At 70.2% G+C, this 24,015-nt stretch carries 21 protein-coding genes and 1 pseudogene; 14 read left to right on the top strand and 8 right to left on the bottom strand.

What is annotated here, in order from left to right; genetic code table 11:
- Window positions 1-91: 91 nt before the first annotated feature.
- Complete coding sequence (gene aceA / locus ACWEF6_RS04140) at window positions 92-1,372, top strand: isocitrate lyase (RefSeq protein ID WP_310974720.1); 1,281 nt, start codon at window positions 92-94, stop codon at window positions 1,370-1,372.
- Window positions 1,373-1,468: 96 nt separating this feature from the next.
- Window positions 1,469-3,076 carry a malate synthase A gene (aceB, locus tag ACWEF6_RS04135; RefSeq protein WP_449681565.1) on the top strand — a complete coding sequence of 536 codons (1,608 nt, stop codon included), beginning with the start codon at window positions 1,469-1,471 and terminating at the stop codon, window positions 3,074-3,076.
- A 143-nt stretch (window positions 3,077-3,219) separates the two neighbouring features.
- Here aceB and ACWEF6_RS04130 read toward each other — a convergent pair whose 3' ends face one another.
- Window positions 3,220-3,792, bottom strand: a complete 573-nt coding sequence (locus ACWEF6_RS04130; RefSeq protein WP_449681564.1) for a TetR/AcrR family transcriptional regulator — start codon at window positions 3,790-3,792, stop codon at window positions 3,220-3,222.
- 90 nt (window positions 3,793-3,882) lie between these two features.
- Between ACWEF6_RS04130 and ACWEF6_RS04125 the strand changes: the two genes are divergently transcribed.
- Entirely contained in the window at window positions 3,883-4,341 is a 459-nt protein-coding gene (locus tag ACWEF6_RS04125; RefSeq protein WP_449681563.1) for a nuclear transport factor 2 family protein, read from the top strand.
- 45 nt (window positions 4,342-4,386) lie between these two features.
- A complete protein-coding gene (locus ACWEF6_RS04120; RefSeq protein WP_449681562.1) occupies window positions 4,387-5,178 on the top strand; it encodes a class I SAM-dependent methyltransferase in 792 nt (263 codons plus the stop codon).
- A 4-nt stretch (window positions 5,179-5,182) separates the two neighbouring features.
- Here the strand turns inward: ACWEF6_RS04120 and ACWEF6_RS04115 are convergent, their stop codons facing one another.
- Entirely contained in the window at window positions 5,183-6,460 is a 1,278-nt protein-coding gene (locus tag ACWEF6_RS04115) for a glycosyltransferase family 4 protein (protein ID WP_449681561.1), read from the bottom strand.
- Between the two features lie 112 nt (window positions 6,461-6,572).
- Between ACWEF6_RS04115 and ACWEF6_RS04110 the strand changes: the two genes are divergently transcribed.
- Window positions 6,573-8,336, top strand: a complete 1,764-nt coding sequence (locus tag ACWEF6_RS04110) for a glycoside hydrolase family 2 protein (RefSeq protein ID WP_449681560.1) — start codon at window positions 6,573-6,575, stop codon at window positions 8,334-8,336.
- Between the two features lie 198 nt (window positions 8,337-8,534).
- On the opposite strand, the gene ACWEF6_RS04105 is transcribed toward ACWEF6_RS04110, so the two are convergent.
- From ACWEF6_RS04105 to ACWEF6_RS04095, 3 genes are read right to left on the bottom strand one after another with little or no spacing between them, the layout of a single operon-like run.
- On the bottom strand, window positions 8,535-9,023 hold the full coding sequence (locus ACWEF6_RS04105) for a glutathione peroxidase (RefSeq protein ID WP_449681559.1): 489 nt from the start codon (window positions 9,021-9,023) through the stop codon (window positions 8,535-8,537).
- Between the two features lie 11 nt (window positions 9,024-9,034).
- Entirely contained in the window at window positions 9,035-10,540 is a 1,506-nt protein-coding gene (locus ACWEF6_RS04100; RefSeq protein WP_449681558.1) for a 1,4-alpha-glucan branching protein domain-containing protein, read from the bottom strand.
- Complete coding sequence (locus ACWEF6_RS04095; RefSeq protein ID WP_449681557.1) at window positions 10,537-11,310, bottom strand: methyltransferase domain-containing protein; 774 nt, start codon at window positions 11,308-11,310, stop codon at window positions 10,537-10,539. Before ACWEF6_RS04095 ends, ACWEF6_RS04100 begins: the two co-directional genes overlap by 4 nt.
- A gap of 53 nt (window positions 11,311-11,363) precedes the next feature.
- Here ACWEF6_RS04095 and ACWEF6_RS04090 point away from each other — a divergent pair.
- Window positions 11,364-11,789, top strand: a pseudogene (locus ACWEF6_RS04090) (hypothetical protein).
- Here ACWEF6_RS04090 and ACWEF6_RS04085 read toward each other — a convergent pair.
- Window positions 11,767-12,612 (bottom strand): DegV family protein, encoded by an 846-nt coding sequence (locus tag ACWEF6_RS04085; protein ID WP_449681556.1) that lies wholly within the window; start codon window positions 12,610-12,612, stop codon window positions 11,767-11,769. The pseudogene ACWEF6_RS04090 and the gene ACWEF6_RS04085 sit on opposite strands and share 23 nt — an antisense overlap.
- Before the next feature lie 243 nt (window positions 12,613-12,855).
- Between ACWEF6_RS04085 and ACWEF6_RS04080 the strand changes: the two genes are divergently transcribed.
- The 4 genes from ACWEF6_RS04080 to ACWEF6_RS04065 all read left to right on the top strand — a co-directional run bounded on the left by ACWEF6_RS04080 (window position 12,856) and on the right by ACWEF6_RS04065 (window position 16,452).
- Entirely contained in the window at window positions 12,856-13,641 is a 786-nt protein-coding gene (locus ACWEF6_RS04080; protein WP_449681555.1) for an electron transfer flavoprotein subunit beta/FixA family protein, read from the top strand.
- A gap of 28 nt (window positions 13,642-13,669) precedes the next feature.
- Window positions 13,670-14,629, top strand: coding sequence for an electron transfer flavoprotein subunit alpha/FixB family protein (locus ACWEF6_RS04075; RefSeq protein WP_449681554.1), 960 nt, complete (start codon window positions 13,670-13,672; stop codon window positions 14,627-14,629).
- Window positions 14,630-14,788: 159 nt separating this feature from the next.
- Window positions 14,789-15,571 carry a GNAT family N-acetyltransferase gene (locus ACWEF6_RS04070; RefSeq protein ID WP_449681553.1) on the top strand — a complete coding sequence of 261 codons (783 nt, stop codon included), beginning with the start codon at window positions 14,789-14,791 and terminating at the stop codon, window positions 15,569-15,571.
- On the top strand, window positions 15,568-16,452 hold the full coding sequence (locus ACWEF6_RS04065; RefSeq protein ID WP_449681552.1) for a lysophospholipid acyltransferase family protein: 885 nt from the start codon (window positions 15,568-15,570) through the stop codon (window positions 16,450-16,452). The genes ACWEF6_RS04070 and ACWEF6_RS04065 overlap by 4 nt, the downstream gene beginning before the upstream one ends.
- A 50-nt stretch (window positions 16,453-16,502) precedes the next feature.
- On the opposite strand, the gene ACWEF6_RS04060 is transcribed toward ACWEF6_RS04065, so the two are convergent.
- A complete protein-coding gene (locus ACWEF6_RS04060) occupies window positions 16,503-17,405 on the bottom strand; it encodes an NADP-dependent oxidoreductase (RefSeq protein WP_449681551.1) in 903 nt (300 codons plus the stop codon).
- 155 nt (window positions 17,406-17,560) lie between these two features.
- Here ACWEF6_RS04060 and ACWEF6_RS04055 point away from each other — a divergent pair, with 155 nt between their 5' ends.
- The 4 genes from ACWEF6_RS04055 (at window position 17,561) to mnmA (ending at window position 22,610) form a co-directional block, all read left to right on the top strand.
- The gene (locus tag ACWEF6_RS04055; protein ID WP_449681550.1) at window positions 17,561-18,841 is read left to right on the top strand and encodes a helix-turn-helix transcriptional regulator; all 1,281 of its coding nucleotides are present in this window, start codon (window positions 17,561-17,563) and stop codon (window positions 18,839-18,841) included.
- Window positions 18,842-18,885: 44 nt separating this feature from the next.
- Window positions 18,886-20,253 (top strand): MFS transporter, encoded by a 1,368-nt coding sequence (locus ACWEF6_RS04050; RefSeq protein ID WP_449681549.1) that lies wholly within the window; start codon window positions 18,886-18,888, stop codon window positions 20,251-20,253.
- A gap of 64 nt (window positions 20,254-20,317) precedes the next feature.
- On the top strand, window positions 20,318-21,514 hold the full coding sequence (locus ACWEF6_RS04045; protein ID WP_449681548.1) for a cysteine desulfurase family protein: 1,197 nt from the start codon (window positions 20,318-20,320) through the stop codon (window positions 21,512-21,514).
- A gap of 4 nt (window positions 21,515-21,518) precedes the next feature.
- Entirely contained in the window at window positions 21,519-22,610 is a 1,092-nt protein-coding gene (gene mnmA / locus ACWEF6_RS04040) for a tRNA 2-thiouridine(34) synthase MnmA (RefSeq protein WP_449681547.1), read from the top strand.
- Here mnmA and ACWEF6_RS04035 read toward each other — a convergent pair whose 3' ends face one another.
- Window positions 22,611-23,879 carry a DUF222 domain-containing protein gene (locus tag ACWEF6_RS04035; protein ID WP_449681546.1) on the bottom strand — a complete coding sequence of 423 codons (1,269 nt, stop codon included), beginning with the start codon at window positions 23,877-23,879 and terminating at the stop codon, window positions 22,611-22,613.
- Between the last annotated feature and the right edge of the window lie 136 nt (window positions 23,880-24,015).

The following is a 24,015-nucleotide window of genomic DNA, read 5'->3' as shown; positions in this document are numbered from 1 at the left end:
ATTGGACGACTGGACCGAGTTTTCGCTGGCGTGTCAGGGTCAGGCCAAGCAAGGCGAGCAATCGCAAACTTCGCAACACCGGGAGAGTCCGATGACGGAACAGGCCAAGCAGGCGGCCGCGGAGCTGGCCGCGCAGTGGGCGAACGACCCCCGCTGGGCGGGCGTGCAGCGCTCCTACTCGGCTGAGGACGTCGTCAAGCTGCGCGGCAGCGTCGTCGAGGAGCACACCCTGGCCCGCCGCGGCGCGGAGAAGCTGTGGGACCTGCTGCACACCGAGGACTACATCCACGCACTGGGCGCGCTCACCGGCAACCAGGCCGTCCAGCAGGTCCGCGCGGGTCTGCAGGCCATCTACCTGTCCGGCTGGCAGGTCGCGGCCGACGCCAACCTGGCGAGCCAGACCTACCCCGACCAGAGCTTGTACCCGGCCAACTCGGTGCCGGCCGTGGTGCGCCGGATCAACAACGCGCTGGGCCGCGCCGACCAGATCAGCTGGGCCGAGGGCAACACCGACATCGACTGGTACGCCCCGATCGTCGCCGACGCCGAGGCCGGCTTCGGTGGCCCGCTCAACGCGTTCGAGCTGATGAAGGGCATGATCGCGGCCGGCGCCGCGGGCGTGCACTGGGAGGACCAGCTCGCGTCCGAGAAGAAGTGCGGTCACCTCGGCGGCAAGGTCCTCATCCCGACCAAGCAGCACGAGCGCACGCTGAACGCCGCCCGTCTCGCCGCGGACGTGCTCAACGTGCCGTCGCTGATCGTCGCCCGCACCGACGCCCAGGCCGCGACCCTGCTGACCAGCGACGTCGACGAGCGCGACCAGCAGTTCCTCACCGGCGGCCGCACCGCCGAGGGCTTCTACGAGGTCCGCAACGGCATCGAGCCGTGCATCGAGCGCGGTCTGGCCTACGCCCAGTACGCCGACCTGCTGTGGATGGAGACCTCGGAGCCGGACCTCGAGGTGGCGCGCAAGTACGCCGAGGCCATCAAGGCGAAGTTCCCGGACCAGATGCTGGCCTACAACTGCTCGCCGTCGTTCAACTGGAAGAAGCACCTGGACGACGCGACGATCGCGAAGTTCCAGCGCGAGCTCGGCCACATGGGCTACAAGTTCCAGTTCATCACGCTGGCCGGCTTCCACGCGCTGAACTACTCGATGTTCGACCTGGCGCACGGCTACGCCCGCGAGGGCATGACCGCCTACGTCGACCTGCAGGAGCGCGAGTTCGCTTCGGAGAGCCGCGGCTACACCGCGACCAAGCACCAGCGCGAGGTCGGCACCGGCTACTTCGACCAGGTCGCCACCGCGCTGAACCCGGAGAGCTCGACCACCGCGCTCAAGGGTTCCACCGAAGAAGCCCAGTTCCACTGATCCCGGCCGCGGCCTGACGACGGCAACCCCCACCGTCGTCAGGCCGCGACCTTCCCCCTTCTTTCCTTCCCTGCCCACAGCTCGCGGAGGCACCCCATGGTTGATCGGCTGAACTACCGCATCGAGGTCACCGGCCCGGTCGAGGGCCGGTTCGCGGAAATCCTGACCCCGGCGGCACTCGACTTCCTGGCCAAGCTGGACAACACGTTCGCCGGTCGCCGGCGCGAGCTGCTCGACGCCCGCCGCGTGCGGCGCGAGGAACTGCAGTCCGGCGAGAAGCCGCTCGGCTTCCTGCCCGAGACCCGCCGGATCCGCGACGACGAGTCGTGGCACGTCGCCCCGACCGCGCCCGGTCTGGAGGACCGCCGCGTCGAGATCACCGGCCCGACCGACCGCAAGATGACGGTCAACGCGCTGAACTCCGGCGCCAAGGTCTGGCTGGCGGACTTCGAGGACGCGACGTCGCCGACGTGGCACAACGTCATCGACGGCCAGCTCAACCTGTTCGACGCCATCCGCCGCAACATCGACTTCACCACCGAAGCCGGCAAGCGCTACACCATCGGCGACGACCCGGCGACGATCGTCGCGCGGCCCCGCGGCTGGCACCTGGTGGAGAAGCACATCCGCATCGACGGCCGTCCCGTGTCGGCCAGCCTGGTCGACTTCGGCCTGTACTTCTTCCACAACGCGCGCCAGTTGCTCGCCCGCGGCGTCGGCCCGTACTTCTACCTGCCGAAGCTGGAGAACCACCTCGAAGCGCGGCTGTGGAACGATGTCTTCCTGCTGGCCCAGCGCGAACTGGGCATCCCGCGCGGCACGATCCGCGCGACCGTGCTGATCGAGACGATCACCGCCGCGTTCGAGATGGACGAGATCCTCTACGAGCTGCGCGAGCACGCGGCGGGCCTCAACGCCGGTCGCTGGGACTACATCTTCAGCCTCATCAAGAACTTCGCCGCGCACGGCGCCGACTTCGTGCTGCCGGACCGCGCGCAGGTCACGATGACCGTGCCGTTCATGCGGGCCTACACCGAGCTGCTGGTGAGCACCTGCCACAAGCGCCGCGCCCACGCCATCGGCGGCATGGCGGCGTTCATCCCGAGCAAGGACCCGTCGGTCAACGAGATCGCCGTCGAGAAGGTCCGTGCGGACAAGGAACGCGAGGCCGGCGACGGTTTCGACGGCTCGTGGGTCGCGCACCCCGGCCTGGTCCCGGTCTGCCGCGAGGTCTTCGACAGTGTGCTCGGCGGCTGGCCCAACCAGCTCGGCAAGCTGCGCGAAGACGTCCACGTCACCGCCGAGGACCTGCTGGACGTGGCCAGCGCCGGCGGCGAAGTCACCGAGGCGGGCGTGCGCGCGAACATCAACGTCGCGCTGCGGTACGTCGACGCGTGGCTGCGCGGCACCGGCGCGGCGGCGATCCACAACCTCATGGAGGACGCGGCCACCGCGGAGATCGCGCGCTGCCAGGTGTGGCAGTGGATCCGCAACGGCACGAAGCTCGAGGACGGCACGGCGCTGACCCGCGAGCTGGCGGTCGAATTCCTGGACGACGAACTCGCCTCGGTGCGGGCCGACCTCGGCGCGGGCAACCGCCTCGACGACGCCCGCGAGATCTTCACTGAAACCGCGCTGGGGGAGAAGCTGCCGAGCTTCCTCACCACGGGTGCCTACGCGCGGTACCTCACGGACGCCCGGTAGCAGGGGCCCCGGCCTCCCCTACCTGACGAGGGGAGGCCGGATTCCACACTGTTGGGATGGTGTGGGTCCGGACCGGTCCGGTGACGGCGGCTCCCCGTCACCGGACCGGTTCACGTCCGTCGCAGCACGAAGACCCGCCGGCGTCACGAAAGCCGCGGGCGATTCGCAGCAGGAGTCGTCACTGACAGGTGTGCCTTCAGCAGGACTTTCGCGGCCTCGCCCGCCGTGTCCGCCTCGCGCGGGTCCCCGGTGATCGCGGCGAGCACGGTCGCGCCCTCCATGAGTGCGAACAGCTGGTCCGCGACGCTCCGGTCCGGCACCAGACTGTGCAGGTAGGCCCGGACCTCATCCTTGTGCTGGCGGATCGCGGCGGCGATCCCGGGGGTGGGCTCGCCGAATTCGCCGAAGGAATTGATGAACGCGCAGCCGCGGAAGCCCGGCTCGGCGAACCAGTTCTTCAGCCAGGCGAACACGGCTAAGGGGTCGTCGCCGCGGGCGTGGACGAAATTGCGCAACGAGCCGCGCCAGCGTTCGTCGCGGCGCAGCAAGTAGGCCTCGACCAGGTCGTTCTTCGCCGGGAAGCACTGGTAGAGCCGCTTGAGCGAGACGCCGGAGCGTTCGCGGACCGCGTCGATCCCGACTGCCTGAACGCCGTGGGCGTAGAAGAGGTCCTCGGCGGCCTCCAGTAGCCGGTCGGTCGCCTCCGTGGAATCCATGTCACCTGCCCCTGGCGCTGAGAATGATCGTTCTCTAGTCTAGCGGGAGCAGCGGAGAACGCACGTTCTCTGCGTCCGGAAGGAGCCCCCATGAGCCCGCGCCCGCCGTTCCCGCCGTTCGACGAGGACACCGCCCGCCAGAAGGTCCAGGCCGCCGAAGACGCGTGGAACACCCGCGACCCGGAGCGCGTCTCGCTCGCGTATACCGAGGATTCGGTCTGGCGCAATCGCGACCAATACGTCGTCGGGCGGGCCCGGATCGTCGAGTTCCTGACCGCGAAATGGGCGCGCGAACTGGACTACGCCCTGCGTAAGGAGCTGTGGGGCTTCCGCGGGAACCGCATCGGCGTCCGGTTCCAGTACGAGTCCCGGACCGCCGAGGGGCAGTGGTTCCGCAGCTACGGCAACGAGCTCTGGGAGTTCAGCGACGAAGGCCTGATGCGCCGCCGCGAAGCGAGCATCAACGACGTCCCGATCGCCGAAGCCGACCGCCGCATCTTCGGCCCGCGACCGGAGTCGGAGCACGGTGTCCTGCTGCCGGTCTTCTAGATCCGCCCTGAGCGGAACCGGCCGCGGCCGGCCAGGTCGGCGGGCATGGTCGGAAAAGTGACGACATCGGCGTTCGGCGGCGAAGTGAGCGAGTTCTACCAGCGGTTCCGCCGCGGCTACCCGCCCGAGGTCGCGGACCGGCTGGCGACGGCGTTCGCGCTGACCCGCGACGACCTCGTCCTCGACCTCGGCTGCGGCACCGGCCAGCTCACCCGGGCCCTGGCGCCCCGCGTCGGGGCGGTGCTGGGCATGGACCCGGAGCCGGCGATGCTGGCCGAGGCCCGGAGGGCGACGGCGGAGCCGAACGTCGCCTGGCTGCTCGGCGCGGACTCCGACGTCGCCGCGCTGTCGGCCGCCCTCGGGCCGGGGCACCTGGCCGCGGTGACGGTAGCGCAGGCGTTGCACTGGATGGACCACGAGCGGCTGTTCGCGGCGGTCCGTCCGCTCCTGCGGCCCGGCGGCGGGGTCGCGGTGGTGACCAACGGCGAGCCGCTGTGGCTGCAGGACACGGCGTGGTCGGCCGCGCTCCGGGACGCCCTCTCCGCCTACCTCGGCACCCCGCTGCACCGGACCTGCGGCACGGACGACGCGAGCCAGGAGCGGTACGCGCACGCCCTCGCGGCTGCCGGCTACGCCGTGAGCTCGACGGTCGTCGAGTACTCCGCGCCGCTGAGCGTCGAGGAAATCGCCGGTGGCGTTTTTTCGGCAATGAGCCCCGACCAGCTGCCCGGCCTCGACGCGAGGCCGGAGTTCACCGAGCGCATCCGGGCGGTGGTCGCCCCGCACGGCCCGCTGCGGGAACGCGTCCGGGTCCGGCTCCTGACCGGAACCCGGTGAGGACCTAGACCTCCGGGATCTCGGCCGGGACCGGCTCGAAGGCGTTGCCGGTGGCGATCTTGGGCCGGGGCAGCTCGACCGGTTCCCCCGGCTTCGTCCGCCGGTAAACCTCGGCGGTCGCCTCGGCGATCCGGCCCCAGTCGAAGTCGGCGGCCAACCGGGACTGCGCGGCCCGCGCCCGTTCGGCTGCGGCCTCGGCGTCGGAAAGCACCGTCGTCACCGCGTTGGCCAATTCCGCGACATCGCCGGGACTGAACGCCAGCCCGGTCTCGCCGTGCACGACGACCTCGCCGAGCCCGCCGGCCGTCGACGCCACCAGAGGCGCCTTCGCGGCCGCGGCCTCCAGGGCGACGATCCCGAACGGCTCGTACCGGCTGGGCAGCACCACGGCGTCGGCCGCGGCGAGGGCCGCGCGGAGGTCGCGGTCGGAGAGGTGCCCGACGAAGTCGACCGCGCGCCGCACCCGCAGCTTCCGCGACTGTTCGACCAGCTCGTCGAAGTGTCGTCCTTTTCCGGCAACGACCACGCGGGTGCCCGGGTGGCGGCGCCGGATGCGGGGGAGAGCGGCCAGCAGGTCCTGCACACCCTTCTCCCACTCGAGTCGTCCGAAATAGAGCAACAGCGGCGCACCGGCCGGGCTGTAGACCTCGCGGGCGCGCGCGATCTCGTCCGCGGGCACCTGCCAGCCGCGCTCCTCGATGCCGTTGTGAATCACCGTGACGTCGTCCGCTTCGACCTCGAAGAGGTGCGCGACCTCGCGGCGCATCGCCTGCGAGCAGGTGATCAGCGCGTCGGCCCGGTTCGCCAGCCACCACTCGACCGAGTGAACTTGCTGGTTCAGCGGGTGCGACAGCCAGCCGGAGTGCCGCCCGGCCTCGGTCGCGTGGATCGTGCCGACCAGCGGCACGCGCGCGGCCTCGGCGATCGCGATGGCCGGATGGGCGACGAGCCAGTCGTGCGCGTGGACGACATCGGGCTGCCAGGTGCGCAGCAGGTCCTGCGCCGCGCGGATCATGGCGTGCCCCATGGCCAGCGTCCAGGCGACGAGGTCCCGTTCGAAGGTCACGTGCATCGGGTCCTCGGCGACCCGGATGATCCGCACGCCCTCGACGACGCGGTCGGTGCGCGGGTGCGTCCCGGCGTCGGTGCCCGCCGCGTGCCGGCAGAGCACCACGACGTCGTGGCCCTGGCGGGCGAGGTGGGTGGCGAGCGCGTGGACGTGCCGGGCCAGGCCCCCGATGGCCACGGGCGGGTACTCCCAGGACAGCATCAGCACTCGCATGGGCAGAGGTTACTCGCGAGTCAGAAGGCGTCGGCGCGCCCGTGCTCGCGAAGTGTTCACATGTGATCCCGATCACTGATCCGGGTGTGGATCTCTGCCACCATCGACCGGGATGACACCTCCCGAGGGCCCCGGCTGGCGCCGGCTCGACCCGCCCCTGCCGACCCCGTGGAGCGGCGACGTCGCTCCGGACAACGCCCTGCCCGAGTACCCGCGACCGCAGCTGACGCGGCCTCGCTGGCTCAACCTCAACGGGGTCTGGGAGTACGCGGGTTGGCCGTCGTCGCCGGACGAACCACGGCCGTCCGGTTACGCCGAGCGCATCCTGGTCCCCTTCCCGCCGGAATCGGCGTTGTCCGGAATTCGACGACGCGACGAAGTCCTCTGGTACCGGCGCCTGTTCGAAGTCCCCGCCGACTGGCGCGGCTCGCGCGTCCTCCTGCACTTCGGCGCGGTCGACCAGACGGCGAAGGTCTGGGTCAACAACCAGCTCGTCGCGACCCACGAGGGCGGCTACACGGCGTTCAGCGCGGACGTCACCGATGTCCTGCGTGCTTCGGGGCCGCAGGAGCTGACCGTCCGAGCCGAGGACCGCACCGACATCGAGCCCTTCCCGGTCGGGAAGCAGCGCAACGCGCCCGGCGGGATCTGCTACACGCCGTCGTCCGGAATCTGGCAAACGGTGTGGCTGGAGCCGGTCCCCGAGGTCCGGATCGAGCGGCTGGACCTGACCCCCGACCTGACCGGCGTGACAGTGTTCCCGCAGGTCACCGGCGGCGCCGAGGTCGTTGTCGTCATTTCGGCAAACGACGTCGAGGTCGCGCGGGCCTCGGGCGCGGCCGGGACGCCGGTGCGCGTGGACGTTCCTTCCCCACGCCTCTGGACCCCCGACGACCCGCACCTCTATTCGCTGCGCGTCCGGCTGCTCGACGAGCGTGGTTCGATTTCGGACGAGGTCGGCAGCTACGCCGGCCTGCGGACGATCGGCCTGGTCCCGGACGCGCAAGGCCGCCCGCGGATCGCGCTCAACGGCCGGGTCACCTTCCTGCACGGGCCGCTCGACCAGGGCTACTGGCCGGACGGCATCTCGACCGCTCCCACCGACGACGCCCTGCGGTTCGACCTCGAGAGGACGAAGGAACTGGGCTTCAACTTCGTCCGCAAGCACGTCAAGGTCGAGCCGGCCCGCTGGTACTTCTGGGCCGACACGCTGGGCTTGGTCGTCTGGCAGGACATGCCCTCGCTGACCGTGTCGTTCGACGGCCCGCCCGGGATCGCGCCGGACCCGGTCCCGCGGGCGCGCGAGCGGTTCAAGGCGGAGCTCGCCGAAATGGTGACCCAGCTGCGCGCGGTCCCGTCGATCGTGGCCTGGGTCCCGTTCAACGAGGGCTGGGGCGAGTTCGACACCGAGCGTGTCGCGGAAATGGTCAAAACCCTCGACCCGACGCGGTTGGTGATCGCGAACAGCGGCGTCAACTGCTGCTTCTCGCGGCCGGATAGCGGCGCGGGCGACGTCTACGACGACCACACGTACGTGGGCCCGGGTACGCCGTCGGTGCGCGACGGCCGCGCGATCGTCGACGGCGAGTACGGCGGTCTTGGTTTGATTTTGGACGACCACCGCTGGCCCGGCCCGCCGAACGCGTACGAAATGACGCCTACCCGGGAGCGGCTCACCGAGCGCTACGCCGAGGTGAGTGCCGCCCTCGAGCGGGTGGTGGCCGAGCGCGGTTTGTCCGGTGCCGTCTACACCCAGACGACGGATGTCGAAAACGAGGTCAACGGGCTGCTGACCTACGACCGTCGCGTGGTCAAGGTGGATCCGGTGGTGGTCGCGAAGTGCGTGCGTGCGGTGATCGAAACGGGTTCGTCCTGATTTCGGCAATTGCGTGACGGTGCCGGGGCGGCGGCCGCCCCGGCACGGCCGGGACCTAGAGGGACAACCGGAGGTGGAGGCCCAGGAGGTGGAGGTGCCTGTGGTGATGGTGGTGGCCGTCGCACACGACGGCCGCTGTTTTCCGTCGATCCGGTGAATTTCGGCGACGGCGGGGGAACGGCGTCCCCCGCCGTGGTTTCACGCCGGCAGCGCGGCCTCGATGGCCTTGACGACCGTCTCGTCCTCGGGCTCGGTGCGCGGCCGGAACCGCGCCAGGACCTCGCCGTCGGCGCCGACGAGGAACTTCTCGAAGTTCCACTGGACGTCGCCCGCGGTGCCCTCGGCGTCCGCGGTCTCGGTCAGTTCGGCGTAGAGAGGGTGCCGGCCCTCGCCGTTGACGTCGATCTTCTCGAACAGCGGGAACGTGACGCCGTAGGTCGTCGAGCAGAACGTCTGGATCTCGTCCGCGCTGCCCGGCTCCTGCCCGGCGAACTGGTTGCAGGGGAACCCGACGACCGAAAAGCCCTGCTCACCGAAGCGTTCCTGCAGCCGCTCGAGACCGGAGTACTGCGGGGTCAGGCCGCACTTCGACGCGACGTTGACCACGAGCAGCGCCTTGCCGGCGAACTCGCCCAGCGAGCTGTCCCGCCCGTCGAGGGTCTTGAGCGGAATTTCGTGGATCCCCATGAAGGTCCCTTTCAGTCGTGCTTCAGTGCCCGGGCGTCGAGGTGCCCGAACGGTCCGTCGTCGGCGCGGTAGGCCGCGGCGAGTTCCTCGGCCCGCGCGCGATCGCCGCGGCGCAGCAGCCCGGCCAGCGCGTCGAAGCGCTCGGTGTGGACCGCCGCGCGACGACGGGCGTAGTCCGCGGCCGAGTCCTTGGTGACCATGAACGCCCAGTCGCTTTCCAGCGCCAGCATCGCCTCGGCGACGGCCTGGTCGGCGACGTTGTCGCGGGCCGTGGTCGCCAAACCGGCAACGAGGTCGAGCAGCCGCTCCTGCAACGCGCTGTTGGCGGCGACCATGTCCTTGACCTGCTCGCCGTCCCACACGCGCCAGTCCTTGCCGGATCCCCACGACGAGGCGGGCAGGTCGATCGGCTCGCCGACGTGGCCGGCTTCCATCGCGCCCTTCAACGTCGTCACCCGCACCCCGGCCTCGGGGAGCGCGCGCAGCACGCCCTCCAGCCACGCCGGTCCTTCGTGCCACCAGTGCCCGAACAGCTCCGTGTCGTACGCGGCGACCACGAGCGCCTCACGCCCGTGTTGCCGCTTCAGCGACCGCAGCCGCGTCACCACCGTCTCGACGAAGTCCTTGACGTGCGTCCCCAGCACGTCCGCGGCGAGCGCCGGATCGTACGGCGCCTTGTCCTGCGGCTCGACCGTCTTGCCGGTGACCCGCGCCGCCTTGAGGCCGACCTCGTGCTGCCAGGTGTGGAAGTCGCGGTAGGCGGCGTGGCCGGGGTAGCCGGCTTTCGGCGACCAGACGCGGTAGGTGACCTCGAGGTCCCGGCCGAACGCGAGCACGTCGGAGCCGCCGACCGGCCGCGCGGCCCAAGTGTCGCCGCGCAGCGACGGGCCGTCGACCAGGAACCGCCGCACGCCGGCGGCGGCGTAGTCGTTTTCCATACCAGGCGCGTAGCCGCACTCCGGCGCCCAGATTCCCTCGGGCCGCGTGCCCAGCCGCAGAGCCGTGTCGGCGAGGCCGGCATTCAGGGCGAACGCCCGCACCCGCGGGTCCAGCAGCGGCTGGAACGGATGCGCGAGGGGCCCGCCGAGCAGCTCGATGGTCGAATTGTCGACCAGGGACCGCAGGACCGGGGAGAAGCCGTGCCGCCACCGCGTCCCGAGCTCTTCGGCCGCGCGGACGGCGGTCCGGTGCTCGGCCGCGGCGAGCTCGCGCAACAGCGGGTCGCCGCGCCACAGCGTCGCCGCGTGCTGGGCGCGCAGCTGCCAGTGGCCGAGCCAGTCGTGGAACGCGCGGATGCTGTACGGGTCGTCGAGCTGCGCGGCGAGCACTGGCGTCACGCCCAGCGTGAGCACGTCGCGGCGGCCTTCGTCGGCGAAGCGCTCCAGGAGTTCGACCATCGGCAGGTAGGAATGCGCCCACGCCTGATAGAGCCACTCCTCACCGACCGGCCAGTTCCCGTGGTGCGGTAGCCACGGCAGGTGGCTGTGCACGACGAGGCAAAAGGTGCCCTCGCTCATCGGCGCACCGCCACGGCGATCAGGTCCAGGCTCGCGTCCAGGTCGTCGCCGTGGATGTCGAACCCGGTGGCCTCGATCGCGGCGACGTCGGCGAGCAGCGCGTCCGGCCACTCGGCCTGCCCCGGCAGCTTGCCCATGACCACGTCGAGCTGGGCGTCGATGATCGAGCCGCCGTACCGCTCGTCGAGCGCGCGCACGGCCTCGCCGTGGTGCAGCCCGTGCAGGGTCTCGACGTCGAAGCCGGCGTCGGTGAGCAGCCCGGCGAGCTCGGCCGGCGCGAGCTCGCGGGTGTGGAACGGGTTCAGCGGCGTGTCGCTGTCTGGGGTGAAGGTCAGCCGGTTCGGCGTCGTGACCAGCAGTTTGCCGTTTTCCGGTAACACCCGCCGACACTCTGCGAGGAAGCCTGCCTGGTCCCACAGGTGCTCGATGACCTGGAAGTTCGCCACGACGTCGACCGCGCCGTCCCGGACCGGGAGGAAGGCCAGGTTCGCCCGCGCGACGGCGACCTCGGGGTAGCGGCGGGCGACGTGTTCGGTGGTCGGGACGTCGTAGTCCAGCGCGAGCACCCGGCGGGCCGTGGCCGCGAGGAGGCTCGCGCCGTAGCCCTCACCGCAGCCGGCTTCGAGCACCGTCGCGTCCGCGCAGTGGGGGAGCAGGGCGGCGTACGCGGCTTCGTGGCGCCTGAACCAGTAGTTCTCCTCGGCGATGCCGGGGACGGTCCGTTCGCCGGTCAGGTGCAGCGCCTCGGCCCGGGTGGCTGGGGTGGTCACCTCCGCGACCCTAGCGGGTGTCACATCCGGTCCGGCCCTCTCGTTCCGTGGTCATGCAACGGACCATCACCCGCGTACTGCTCGTCTTCTTCGGCCTGGTCGAGGCCGTGGTCGGAATTTGGCCACTGGTCTCACCCACCGGCTTCTACCAGGACTTTCCCGGCTTCCGCACCGGCTGGGTGGCGATGGACGGGCCGTTCAACGAGCACCTCCTGCGCGACTTCGGCGGCCTCAACCTGACGCTCGCCGCGCTCCTGATCGGCGCCGCCGTGATCGGCACCACAGCGGTCGCGCGGCTCGCCGGCGTGGCGGGGCTACTGTTCGGCCTGCCGCACTTTCTCTAACACCTCGGCCACGTGTCGCATTTCGAACCAATCGACCAGGTGCTGATCATCGCGACGACCGCGCTGGGCGTCGTGGTCCCGCTGGTCGTGCTGGCGGTCCCGGGACGCCGGGTCAGCCCACCGGCGACACCGTGATGCCGAGCGCACCGGGGCCCAGGTGCGCGCCGATGACCGTGCTCGCTTCGACGACCATGCTCTCGGCCATCGCGGGTACCCGGCGTTCGATCTGCCGGCCGATCTCCAGCTCGTGGTCGCTGGCGCCGAACCGGGTCACGGCGATGTCGGCGCGGAACCCGCCGGACTTCTTGACCGCGAGATCGACCATCTTGGCCAGAGCGCGCCGCGTACCGGGGACGCGGGCGAGCGGTGCGACCTCGCCGTCCTTGACCGTGAGCAGCGGTTTGATCGAAAACGCGCTACCGAGCATCGCCTGCGCGGCGCCGATCCGGCCGCCGCGGCGGAGGTACTCGAGGGTGTCGACGTAGATGAACTCGGTGCTGGTCGCGCACCGGCGTTCGGCGGCCTCGATGACCCGGCCGGCGTCCCCGCCGGCCGCGGCCGCCCGTGCGGCGGACACGGCGGCGAAGCCGAGGCTCATGCCGGTGGTCCGGCTGTCCAGGACGTGCACCGGGATGCGGACCTGCTGGGCGGCCTCCCGGGCCGCGCGGACGGTGTCGGACATGCTGCCGGAGATGTGGATGCTGACGATCGCGGTCGCGCCGGCGGCGGCCGCTTCCTGGTAGGTCCAGAAGAACGCCCCCGGGTCCGGGGGCGCCGTGGTGATCACCTGCCCGGCTCTCATGGCGTCGATCACTTCGCCGCGGTCGAAGCGGTTTTCGTCGTCGTAGTGGCTACCCAGGCTCAGCTGGATCTGGACGACACCGATGGCCCAGCGAGAAGCGACGAGGTCGGGCAGGCAGGAGCTCGAGTCGGTGATGACGGCGATGCGCGCGGGCATGGTGGGGGAGGTTAATGCCTGACACCCACCACCAGTAGGCCGTGGTTGGTCCGATCGGACGAACGGCAGTTCGGGTGGGGTAACCGGTCGACTACCGGGACGATGGTCCCAATAGATTGCGCATCCAGGTGAATGGCGTCACCTCGACGGGTCCTGCGCGCCGATTGGCCCTAATCTACCGGCCAGTAGAGCACTGTCCCGTGGTCGACCGCGGGCCACGAACCGGGAGGTCGAAGCAGACCCATGACCAACATCGTCGTCCTGGTCAAGCAGGTACCGGACACCTACTCGGAGCGGAAGCTCAACGGGTCCGACCACACCCTTGACCGCGAATCCGCCGACGCCGTGCTCGACGAGATCAACGAGAAGGCCGTCGAAGAGGCGCTGAAGATCAAGGAAGCCGGCGAGGGCGAGGTCACCGTGATCTCGGTGGGCCCCGACCGCGCGACCGACGCCATCCGCAAGGCGCTGTCCATGGGCGCCGACAAGGCCATCCACGTCTCCGACGAGGCCCTGCACGGCTCCGACGCGATCGCCACCGCCAAGGTGCTCGCCGCCGCGATCGGCAAGGTCGAGGGCTTCGACCTGGTCATCGCCGGCAACGAGTCGTCCGACGGCCGCGGTGGCGCCATCCCGGCGATCCTCGCCGAGCTGCTGGGCCTGCCGCAGGTCACCTACGTGCGTGAGCTGACCGTCGACGGCTCGACGCTCAAGGCCACCCGCGAGACCGAGGACGGCCTGACCCACCTCGAGGCGAGCCTGCCCGCGATCGTGAGCGTCGGCGAGAAGATCAACGAGCCGCGCTACCCGTCCTTCAAGGGCATCATGGCCGCGAAGAAGAAGCCGGTCGAGACGTTCACCATCGCCGACCTCGGCGTCGACGCGGGCGAGGTCGGTCTCGCCAACGCCTGGTCCGCGGTGACCGAGTCCTCGCCGAAGCCGCCGCGCACCGCCGGCGAAAAGGTCGAGGACGAGGGTGACGGCGGCACCAAGGTCGCCGAGTACCTGGTCGGCCAGAAGCTCATCTGACAACGGCTCTTCGAGGAGGAACAAGAACATGGCTGAAGTACTCGTCCTCGTCGACCACGTCGACGGTGAGGTCAAGAAGGTCACGCTCGAGCTGCTGACCGCCGCCCGCGCGCTCGGTGAGCCGTCGGCCGTCGTCGTCGGCCCGACCGGGACCGCCGCCAAGGCGAAGCAGTCGCTGGCCTCGCACGGCGCCGCCAAGGTCTATGTCGCGGAAGGCGACGACGCCGCGAACTACCTGGTCACGCCCAAGGTCGACGTGCTCGCCGCGCTCGCGCAGCAGGCGTCCCCGGCCGCCGTGCTCGTCACCGCCAGCGGTGAGGGCAAGGAGGTCGCAGCCCGCCTGGCCGTGCGCCTGGGCTCCGGCCTGATCTACGACGCCGTGGGCGTCAACGGCGACGGCGTCATCGACCAGTCCATCTTCGGTGGTGCGTTCTCGGTCAAGTCCAAGTCCGCCAAGGGCGCGCCGGTCGTCTCGATCCGCCCCGGCGCGGTCGAGGCCGAGCCGGCCGAGGGCGCGGCGGCCGAGGAGACCGTCGAGCTCCCCGCGGTCGACGCGGCCAAGGCGACTCGCATCACGGGCGTCGAGCCGGTCACCGGCGGCGACCGCCCGGAGCTGACCGAGGCCTCGATCGTGGTCTCCGGTGGCCGCGGCGTCGGCTCGGCGGAGAAGTTCGACGTCGTCGAGAAGCTGGCCGACTCGCTCGGCGCGGCTGTCGGCGCCTCGCGTGCCGCTGTCGACTCGGGCTACTACCCGGCGCAGTTCCAGGTCGGCCAGACCGGCAAGACCGTGTCGCCGCAGCTGTACATCGCGCTCGGCATCTCCGGCGCGATCCAGCACCGCGCCGGCATGCAGACGTCGAAGACGATCATCGCCGTCAACAAGGACCCGGAGGCGCCGATCTTCGAGATCGCCGACTTCGGCATCGTCGGCGACCTGTTCAACGTCGCGCCGCAGCTGACCGAGGCGGTCGAGAAGCGCAAGGGCTGATTCCCCAGCTCGCAGGGGCCTTCCGGGACTTCCCGGGAGGCCCCTCGCGCGTTTTCGGGACCTGAGAGAAGCCTGAGAACCCGCCATTAACTGAACGTGCACTAATCGGTCATCGGATGGCACTCTCCGCGGCTTCCAACGCGCAGGTACACCTTGACCATGACGACGTCACAGCTCCTCGTCAGCACTGATCAGGCGGGTGCCGAGCTCCCCGCCGACGCCCCCCGGTACTCGCTTCTCGTCGCGCACGCGAACGACGAAGTGGTCGCGGCGCAGAAACTGCGCCACCGGGTTTTCGCCGAGGAAATGGGTGCGCGCCTCCACTCCCCGCGGCCCGGTCTCGACGTCGACGAGTTCGACGAGTTCTGCGACCACCTCGTCGTCCGCGACGACAACACGGGCGACATCGTCGGCTGCTACCGCATGCTGCCGCCGGAGCGCGCCGCCCAGGCCGGGAAGCTCTACGCCGACAGCGAATTCGACCTGACGGCGATCGACGGCCTCCGCCCGTCGCTGGTCGAAACCGGCCGATCGTGCGTGCACCCGGACCACCGCAGCGGCGCCGTCGTCAGCTTGGTCTGGGCCGGGATCGCCCGCTACATGCTCTTGTCCGGCCACCGCTACCTCGCCGGCTGCGCGTCCGTCCCGCTGGTGGACGACGGCTCCTTCGCCGCCGGCGTGTGGGACGTCCTGCGCGCCAAGCACTACTCGGACGAGGGCACGCGCGTCACGCCGCTGATCCCGTGGGACGCCTCGGGCATCGAACGCCCGGCGCGGCCCACGCTGCCGCCGCTGATCAAGGGCTACGTCCGCCTCGGCGCCAAGGTCTGCGGACCGCCCGCGCTCGACACCGACTTCGGCGTCGCGGACTTCTTCGTCCTCCTGGACCTGCACAACGTCGACGAGCGGTACCTCAAGTTCTTCCTCGGGACCCAGGGATGAGCCACGCCTGGATGCCGGCCTCGCCGTGCGGCGACGGCTGCCTGACCACCGACGACCCGGTGGTCGGCCTTCCCCGACGGATCCTGCGCTTCGCGGCGGCGATCTCGGTCGTCGTCGCGGCGCTGGTCTCCGCGCCGCTGCTGCTGGTCGCCCCGGGCCGCCAGCGCCTGCTCCGGCTGATCTTCCGCGGCATGCTGCGGGCGTTCGGCGTCCGGTTGGACATCCGAGGGGGCGCCGACTTCCTGACCGCGCCCGCCGGCCGTGGCGCGCTGGTGGTCAACAACCACATCTCATGGCTGGACATCGTCGCGATCAACGCCCTGCGGCCGATGCGCGCACTGGCCAAGAAGGAGATCGCGGGCTGGCCGGTGCTCGGCGGCCTCGTCCGCCGAGGCGGCAGCATCTTCCTCGACCGCGAGCGGCTCACGACGCTGCCCGCCACGATGGCGGCGCTGGCCGACGCCCTCCGGACGGGTTCCCTGGTCAGCGTCACCCCGGAAGGCACGACGTGGTGCGGCCTGGCCTCGGGTCGCTTCACGACGGCGACGTTCCAGGCGGCCATCGACGGCGGTGTCCCGGTGCGTCCGATCGCGCTGCGCTACCGCCTCGCCGACGGCCGCGAGACAAGCCGCCCGGCGTTCATCGGACCGGAGTCGCTGATCGCGTCCCTGCGCCGGGTCGCGGCCCTGCGTGGTCTCGTACTCGAGATCCACGTCTGCCCGGAGATCGCCCCGGGCCGCGCGGAAACCCGCCGCGAACTGGCCGCCCTCGCCGAGTCGGCGGTCCACTCCGCGCTGGGCACGGTGCAGATCCCGGTCCAGCAGCGCCGCCGGACGCCGCGCCGTCAGGCGGCCCCACTGGCTTCGCCTCCCGCGAAGTGATCCGGGCCCTGTCGCCGCGATCCGGCGACAGGCCCGGATTGGCCCCTCGCTCACCCGACGGCGATGGTCAATTTTCCGCCAGGGTGCCCGCCCTCGCTTTCGACCTGCGCCGCGGCCGCCTCGGCCAGCGGATAGCTCTTGCCCTGCGCGATGCCGACCCCGCGATCGGTCACCCAGCCGGCGATCCCGGTGAGGACCTCCCGGGTCTGCTCGCCCCCGCTGGAGAACGGGATCCCCAGCTCGAACGCGGCGGCATCGGCGATGGTGACGACCCGGTCCTTGCCACCCCGCAGCTCGACGGACCCCGGCAGCACCCCGTGCCCGGCCGCGTCTAAAACGGCGTCGATCGGCCCGGACGCCGCCTCGCAGACCCGCTCCACCCAGCCGTCGCCGTAGAGGACGGGCACGACGCCCAGCGACTTGAGGTCGTCGAGGCTCCGGCTTCCCCCGGTCCCGACGACGGTCACCCCCTGCGCAACGGCCACCTGAGCGGCGAACCGCCCGACCGTGCCGCTGGCGCCGTGGAGCAGCAGCGTCTCGCCCTCACGGACCCCGAGCAGCCCGAGGACGCGAAGCGCGGTCTCGCCGGCGACAGGCAGCGCGGCGGCATCCGCCCACGAAAGGCTCGCGGGCTTCGGCGCGATCGTCTGCGCGAGCGCGTACTCGGCGTAGGCGCCGGTCTCCGACCAGCCGAACACTTCGTCGCCCACGGCGAAGTCCGCGCCCTCCCCGACGGCGTCGACGACGCCGGCGACCTCGAGGCCCGGGATGTGCGGGAACGGGACCTGGAAGTTCTGCTGCATGGCGCCGTTGCGGATCTTCCAGTCGATCGGGTTGACCCCGGCGGCCCGCACGGCCAGCCGAACCTGCCCCGGGCCCGGCTCCGGCGTCGGGACGTCGGACAGCTGCAGGACTTCCGGCCCGCCGTATGCGGAGAAGGTGATCGCTCGCATGGTGATGTCTCGCTCCTTGGTTCGTGACCTTCGGTTCGAATGTCCTCCCCGGGAAGTCAACTCGCCCGCCGGAGCCGCCGAACCGTCCGGACGAGCAGTGTTCACTAGCCGGACGAGCAGGTCGCCGGATCCTGGTCGCGCCTACCTTGGAGGCCATGGACGCTTCCTGGTCGGATCCGCGACACGTGCTGGACGTCGTCGAGCACCTCCTGTCGGCACCGCGGCCCCAGTTCCTCAGCCGGTTCACCGCCGAGCTGGGCAAGCTGATCCCGCACCGAGCGGCGGCGATGCAGACGGGCGACTGTCCCCGCAGCCCGCTCAAGTCCATCGGCGACGAAGCGATCACCCAGGCCGTGACGAGTGTCGAGCTGCAGCGGCTGGCCGACCGCAGCGAGCCGGACAAGGCCCTGCTGATCGACGGCGTCCTCGGTGGCGTCGAGCGCCGCCTGGTCCTGCTCGCTTCGACACCGGCGGTCGGCCAGGGCGCGGTGATCGCCGTGGTGCCGGAGGCCGCCGAGCCGCCGTCCGCCGAGCTGGAGCTGGCGGCCCGGCTGTGGCACATCGTCAGCACCGACGCGGGCCAGCGGGCGACGGATCCGGGGCCGGACGTCCTGGCCAGCAGCCTCGCCGCGGCGTCGGCACGCGCTCAGGCGATCACCGACCTCGGCCAGACGCACGCGGCAACCCTGGTGACACTCCTGTCGGTCCTCCGCTCCGGCCGGCTCTCCGACGCCGTCGCCCGCCGCACCGCGGTCGACCTCGCCGCCGACGCCCTGCTCGAGCTCAAAGGCGTCGTCAACCGTGACCAGGCCCTGTCCGCGGAAGAGACGGCCGCGGCGTTCACCGTCCTCAAGACCCAGCTGGTCGACCTGATCCGGCACACGGAGGTCGACGTCGACCTCATCGACCCGATCGGCGACGCGTCCCTCCCGCAGGACATCGCCCACACGGCACGCACCCTGACCCGCGGCCTGGTGCTCGCGGCCTTGGACCGCCCCGCGACCACCCGCTTGAGGGCGTCTTGGCGCGTGGACGGCACGGTGTTGCGGATCACCGTCCGCGACGACTGTCCCGAAGTCGCCGACGCAGTCCCGCCCCGAGGCCTGACCGAGCGGCTCACGGCCTTGGGCGGCCACTGGGAGGTCGACGCCGTGCCGGCCTGGGGCACGACGGTCACCGCAGTCCTTCCGCTCGGCGTGGCCGAACCGCCGGAGCTGCGTCCGCTCGACCGGCTCAACCCGCGCGAACTGGAGGTCCTGTCGGGCATCTCCCAGGGCTTGCGCAACCGGCAGATCGCCGAACAACTGCAGCTCAGCGAGCACACGGTGAAGTTCCACGTCCGCAACATCCTCGACAAGCTGGACGTGACTTCCCGCGGCGAAGCGGCCGCGCTGGCTCGCGACCTGCCGCTGGAGCCGGTGCACCGGTCAGCCTGAGCCGCCTTGACCTCCAGCGGACTGGAGGTTGCACGCTGCTGATCATGGCCTCGACGATCGACTCCGCACCCCGTCGCCGCAGTGTGCTCTGGAGCGCGGAACACCGGCTGACCACGATCGCGCTGCTGCTCGTGGTCACTTTGGTCGCGTTCGAGAGCATGGGCGTGGCGACGGCGATGCCCACCCTGGTCGCCGACCTCCACGGGCTGTCGCTCTATTCGTGGCCGTTCACGATCTTCCTGATCTCCAGCGTGGTCGCGACGGTGCTGTCGGGCCGGATCGGTGACCGCCGCGGCCCGGCGCCGGCCCTACTCGCCGGGCCGTTGCTTTTTGCGGCCGGTCTCGTGGTCGCGGGGACGGCGACCGGAATGCCGATGCTCCTCCTCGGCCGCGCGCTACAGGGTTTCGGCTCGGGGCTGCTGCTCGTCTCGGTCTCGCTCCTGATCGCGCTGACGTTCACCGACCACGAACGCCCGGTCATCTACGCCGCGAATGCGGCCGCCTGGGTCCTGCCTGCGGTCATCGGGCCGTCGGTGGCCGGAGTCGTGACGGTCAGCATCGGCTGGCGCTGGGTCTTCCTCGGCTTGGTCCCGCTCGTGGCCGTCGGCGTGCTCATGCTGGTCGTGGTCGTCCGGCGCTTATCCGCGCACGAACCTGCCCCGGGCGGCCGACGGGCGAGCGTGGCCCAAGCGATCATCGCCGCACTCGGCGTCGCGGCGTTGACCTGGGCGGCTCAGCACCAGTCGCTGGTCGCGCTCGGCTACGGCGCGGTCGGGCTGATCGCGCTGGGTTACGCGCTCCGCACCCTATTGCCGGCCGGGACGTTGACTGCCCGCCCTGGCCTGCCGACGGTCATCGCTTCCCGAGCCCTGATCGCCGGGGCTTACGCCGGGATGGAGGCATACCTCCCGCTGACGATGAGCGCGGTCCACGGTTACAGCCCCGCTTTAGCGGGCCTGCCGCTGACGATCACGGCTTTGGGCTGGTCCGCGGCGTCGGCGGCCCAAGGCCGCTACCTCGGCTGGTCGAGGGAGGCATCGCTGCGTACCGGATTCTGGCTGGTCGCGGCAGGCCTGGTCTGCTTCGGCCTGGTTTCGCAGCCGTGGTTCCCCGGGTGGATCGCATTCGTGGCCTGCGCGGTGGGCGGCGCAGGTATGGGGATCGCGATGCCCGCGATCTCGGTCCTTCTCCTCCGCTACTCGCCCGAAGGCGAGCGAGGATTCAACACGTCAGCGATGCAGCTCGCGGACTGGGTCGGCTCCGCCCTGCTCATCGGCCTGGGTGGTGTGCTGCTCGGGGTGGTCGGCTCGGTTCTCGACCCGTCGCCGGCGATGGCCCTGCTCACGGTGGCATTGGTCGCTCTCGCGATGGTGGGTGTCCGGCTGACCGGGCGGTGGCCGTCAAAGGTGTGACAGCCCACTTCCAGAGCCAGGGTGGACTTCGTCACGCGCTGGAGCGGACTACCCTGGAACAGCGATGACCTATCTCGACCATGCGGCAACCACTCCGATGTTGCCCGAAGCCATAGCGGCGATGACCGAGGCGCTGTCCACCGTGGGCAACGCCTCGGCGCTGCACTCTTCGGGCCGGAGAGCTCGGCGGATGGTCGAAGAAGCCCGCGAAACCATCGCCGAGGCACTGGGGGCTCGGCCCTCCGAGGTGATCTTCACCGGTGGAGGCACCGAGAGCGACAACCTCGCGATCAAGGGCATCTACTGGGCCCGCCGCAGCGAGCGGAAGCAGCGTCGCCGCATCTTGTGCGGTGCCGCAGAGCACCACGCCGTGCTCGACACCGTGGAATGGCTCGAGGCCCACAGCGGCGCCGAAGTCACTTTGCTCGACGTCGACAGCCAGGGCCGGGTGTCGCCTGAAGGCCTCCGGGCGGCCATCGCCGCGGATCCCGAGGATGTGGCGTTGGCCACCGTGATGTGGGCAAACAACGAGGTCGGCACGATCAACCCGATCGCCGAGCTGGCGGCAGTGTGCGCCGAGTTCGACATCCCGTTCCACACAGACGCCGTCCAGGCCGTCGGGGCTGCTCCGGTGGATTTCGCCGCCAGTGGCGCCGCCGCACTCACCCTCACCGGACACAAGCTCGGCGGCCCATTCGGAGTGGGAGCGCTTCTGCTCGGACGTGACGTGCCTTGTGCCCCTTTGCTGCATGGCGGAGGCCAGGAGCGCAACGTCCGCTCAGGCACCTTGGACGTCCCGGCGATCGTGGGATTTGCCGCTGCTGTCCGAATCAGCGTCGCGACCCGACCTGAGTACGCGAAGCGCGTCGAGGAACTCCGGGACGAGCTCGTCGAGGCTGTCCAACGCGAGGTTCCCGATGCCGTACTGAACGGTGGAGACGGCGAAAGGCTGCCCAGCCATGCCCACTTCACTTTTCCCGGGTGCGCTGGAGACAGCCTGTTGATGCTGCTCGACGCCAAAGGCATCGAATGCTCGACAGGATCCGCGTGCACAGCTGGCGTCGCCCAACCGAGCCACGTTCTGCTCGCCATGGGTGCCGACCCGGCGGCGGCTCGTGGTTCCCTCCGGTTCTCTCTCGGCCACACTTCCACCGCCGCGGACGTCGAGGCCGTGGCTGCGGAGATCGGTGGCGTCGTCATGCGCGCCCGGCAGGCCGGCCTCGCCGGAATGCGCAAGCAGACCCAGAAGCAAGAGGTGTAAGAAAATGCGGGTTTTGGCCGCGATGAGCGGAGGAGTGGACTCGGCGGTCGCCGCGGCGCGCGCGGTCGACGCCGGGCACGACGTCGTCGGCGTGCACCTGGCCCTGTCGGCCGAGCCGGGGACTCTGCGGACCGGCTCGCGCGGATGCTGCACGATCGAGGACTCGCACGACGCCCGGCGGGCCGCTGACATCCTCGGAATCCCTATCTACATCTGGGATTTCGCCGAGCGCTTCACCGAAGAGGTTGTCGAAACCTTCGTCGGCGAGTATGCCGCCGGGCGCACCCCGAACCCCTGCGTCACCTGCAACGAGAAGATCAAGTTCGAAGCACTGCTCGAAAAGGCGATGGCGCTCGGATTCGATGCGGTCGCGACAGGCCACTACGCGCGTCTCGCCGTGGTCGACGGTGTGCCTGAGTTACGTCGTAGTGCGGACAGCGGCAAGGACCAGTCCTACGTGCTCGCGTCGCTCACACCGGAACAGCTCAGCCACGCGATGTTCCCCCTGGGCGGATCGTGGAAGACCGACGTGCGGGCGGAAGCGGAGCGGCGAGGCTTGTCCGTCGCCAATAAGCCGGATAGCCATGACATCTGTTTCATTCCGGACGGCGACACCAAGAAGTTCCTGGAAAACCGGCTGGGGCAACGTCCCGGCGAGCTCGTTGACGCCGAAACGGGTGCGGTGCTCGGCCGGCACACCGGGGTGCACGGTTTCACGGTCGGCCAGCGGAAGGGCCTGGGCATCGACGCTCCGGCGCCGGATGGTCGTCCTCGATACGTTCTTTCGCTCGAACCGGTGTCGGGTTCCGTAAAGGTCGGCTCCGCGGCCGGGCTCGGCGTCAAGGTGATCGAAGCTGAGCGCGCGATCTGGCCCAGCGGCCGGCCGCTGACCGAACCCACCGAATGCGTCGTCCAGGTCAGGGCTCACGGAGGCATCGTGGATGCGGTCGCCGACGTGGACAACGACACCATGACCGTGCACTTGCGCGAGCCGCTGCGCGGAGTTGCTCCGGGGCAGGTCGTCGTTCTCTACCGACCCGATCCCGACGGTGGAGACGTCGTCCTCGGCAGCGCGAAGATTTCAGGCACCCGCTGATCACTTCCGCGGCCGGTTCGACCGTCGGCCGGGGTGCATTGATGGCGGCGTTGTCGATTGGACCTGGCCCGTCGGCGTAGTGACGTTGACAGTGCCGTCTGGCGTGACTTCGTAGTCCCAGCCAGGCAGTCCCGTCAGCTTGCTGTGCCGCGAGCAGAAGGTAACTGCCTGGTCTGCAATGCCTTCGGCCTCACCCTTCGCGGGAGTCGCTTTGACCCCGCAACTCTGTGCAGGACGGGTGCATCCCGGGTGCCGGCACTCTTGGTCGCGAACCCGGATGAACTCGTTCTGATCGATCGGGTAGCGCGTCGGCGACAGTTCGGCCGCGTGACCCGTTCGCGGGTCGGTAAGCACCCGGCGCAGCGTCGTGCCAGGGCCGCCGATGATCTGTCGAGCCAGCGCAGCCGCGATGGGTCCGCGACCGGACAATGCTGCCGGAGTCTGGTTGAGGCCGAGGTAGGTGGCCAGGTCGATGTGCAGGAAGACCTCGGTGCGTTCGCTCGGCCCTCCGGTACCGCTGAGCAGCAGATCGATGGCCACGTCTGCGCGGAGCTGGTCCAGTGTTCGCGGTTCGTCCGGCGTCTTCAACGCCCGGGCGGCCTGGTCGACGCGAGCGTAGGCGGCGGTCGCCTTCTCGGTAGGTGCATTGTTGACCGACAGATGGGTCACGCCGGTGTCCTGATGGTGCAGGGTGAGCCGCCGCTCGACGAGCTTCCGCTCATTGCGGAGCGCTGCGCCCTCGGGGTCGGCCTGTGCAGCTGCGTAGGCCGCGGCACGGCGGACCTGGGTGGCATTCCGGCCCGGAACGCGGTCCTCGAGCGTCTCGTCGACGACGCGCACATGGTCTCCAGACAGCCATGACGTCGCGTCGGTGACCTTCATGGCGCGGTAGAGGTCGAGCCGGCCGTCGTCCATCAGGTTCAGCATGCGGGGAAGGCGGGCGATCAACGCGTTGGCCGCAGAAACGATGGCGCTGGCGCGGTGTTCCGTTATGGACAAGGCCAACGCGACTTCGGATGACGCGCTGGGCGCCCGTCTCCGGCGTACGCTCAGGTCGGCGATCGCTCTCAATTGAAGTGCTTGCAGCTTCGAGATTTCCGCGTCGGTGTCGCGGATCAGATCGACGACCTGCTCGTCTTTCATGCGCTGCAACGTGTTCGGGTTGGCGCGAATCGATCGCAGCACGAAGGGGAGTACGAAGGGAAGCTCGCCGTCGGCGCTCTGGGTGGGTGCAGGGACGAGGTTGCGGATCGGTTGTGAAGATGTCATGAGCACGACGGTACGACGGCTCGCAAGGAAAGTCATCGAAAGGGAGCGAACGGTCCATTCGTGCCATTCGCTTGACGAATCGCCGTTGCTTCGGGATCGTGCGCAGGTATGGACATCCGCTTCGCGAACGAAGGAG

The sequence above is a fragment of the Amycolatopsis sp. NPDC004772 genome, assembly GCF_053601215.1.
Note: the sequence above shows the minus strand (reverse complement) of the source record. Positions and strands in the feature narration are given on the sequence as shown.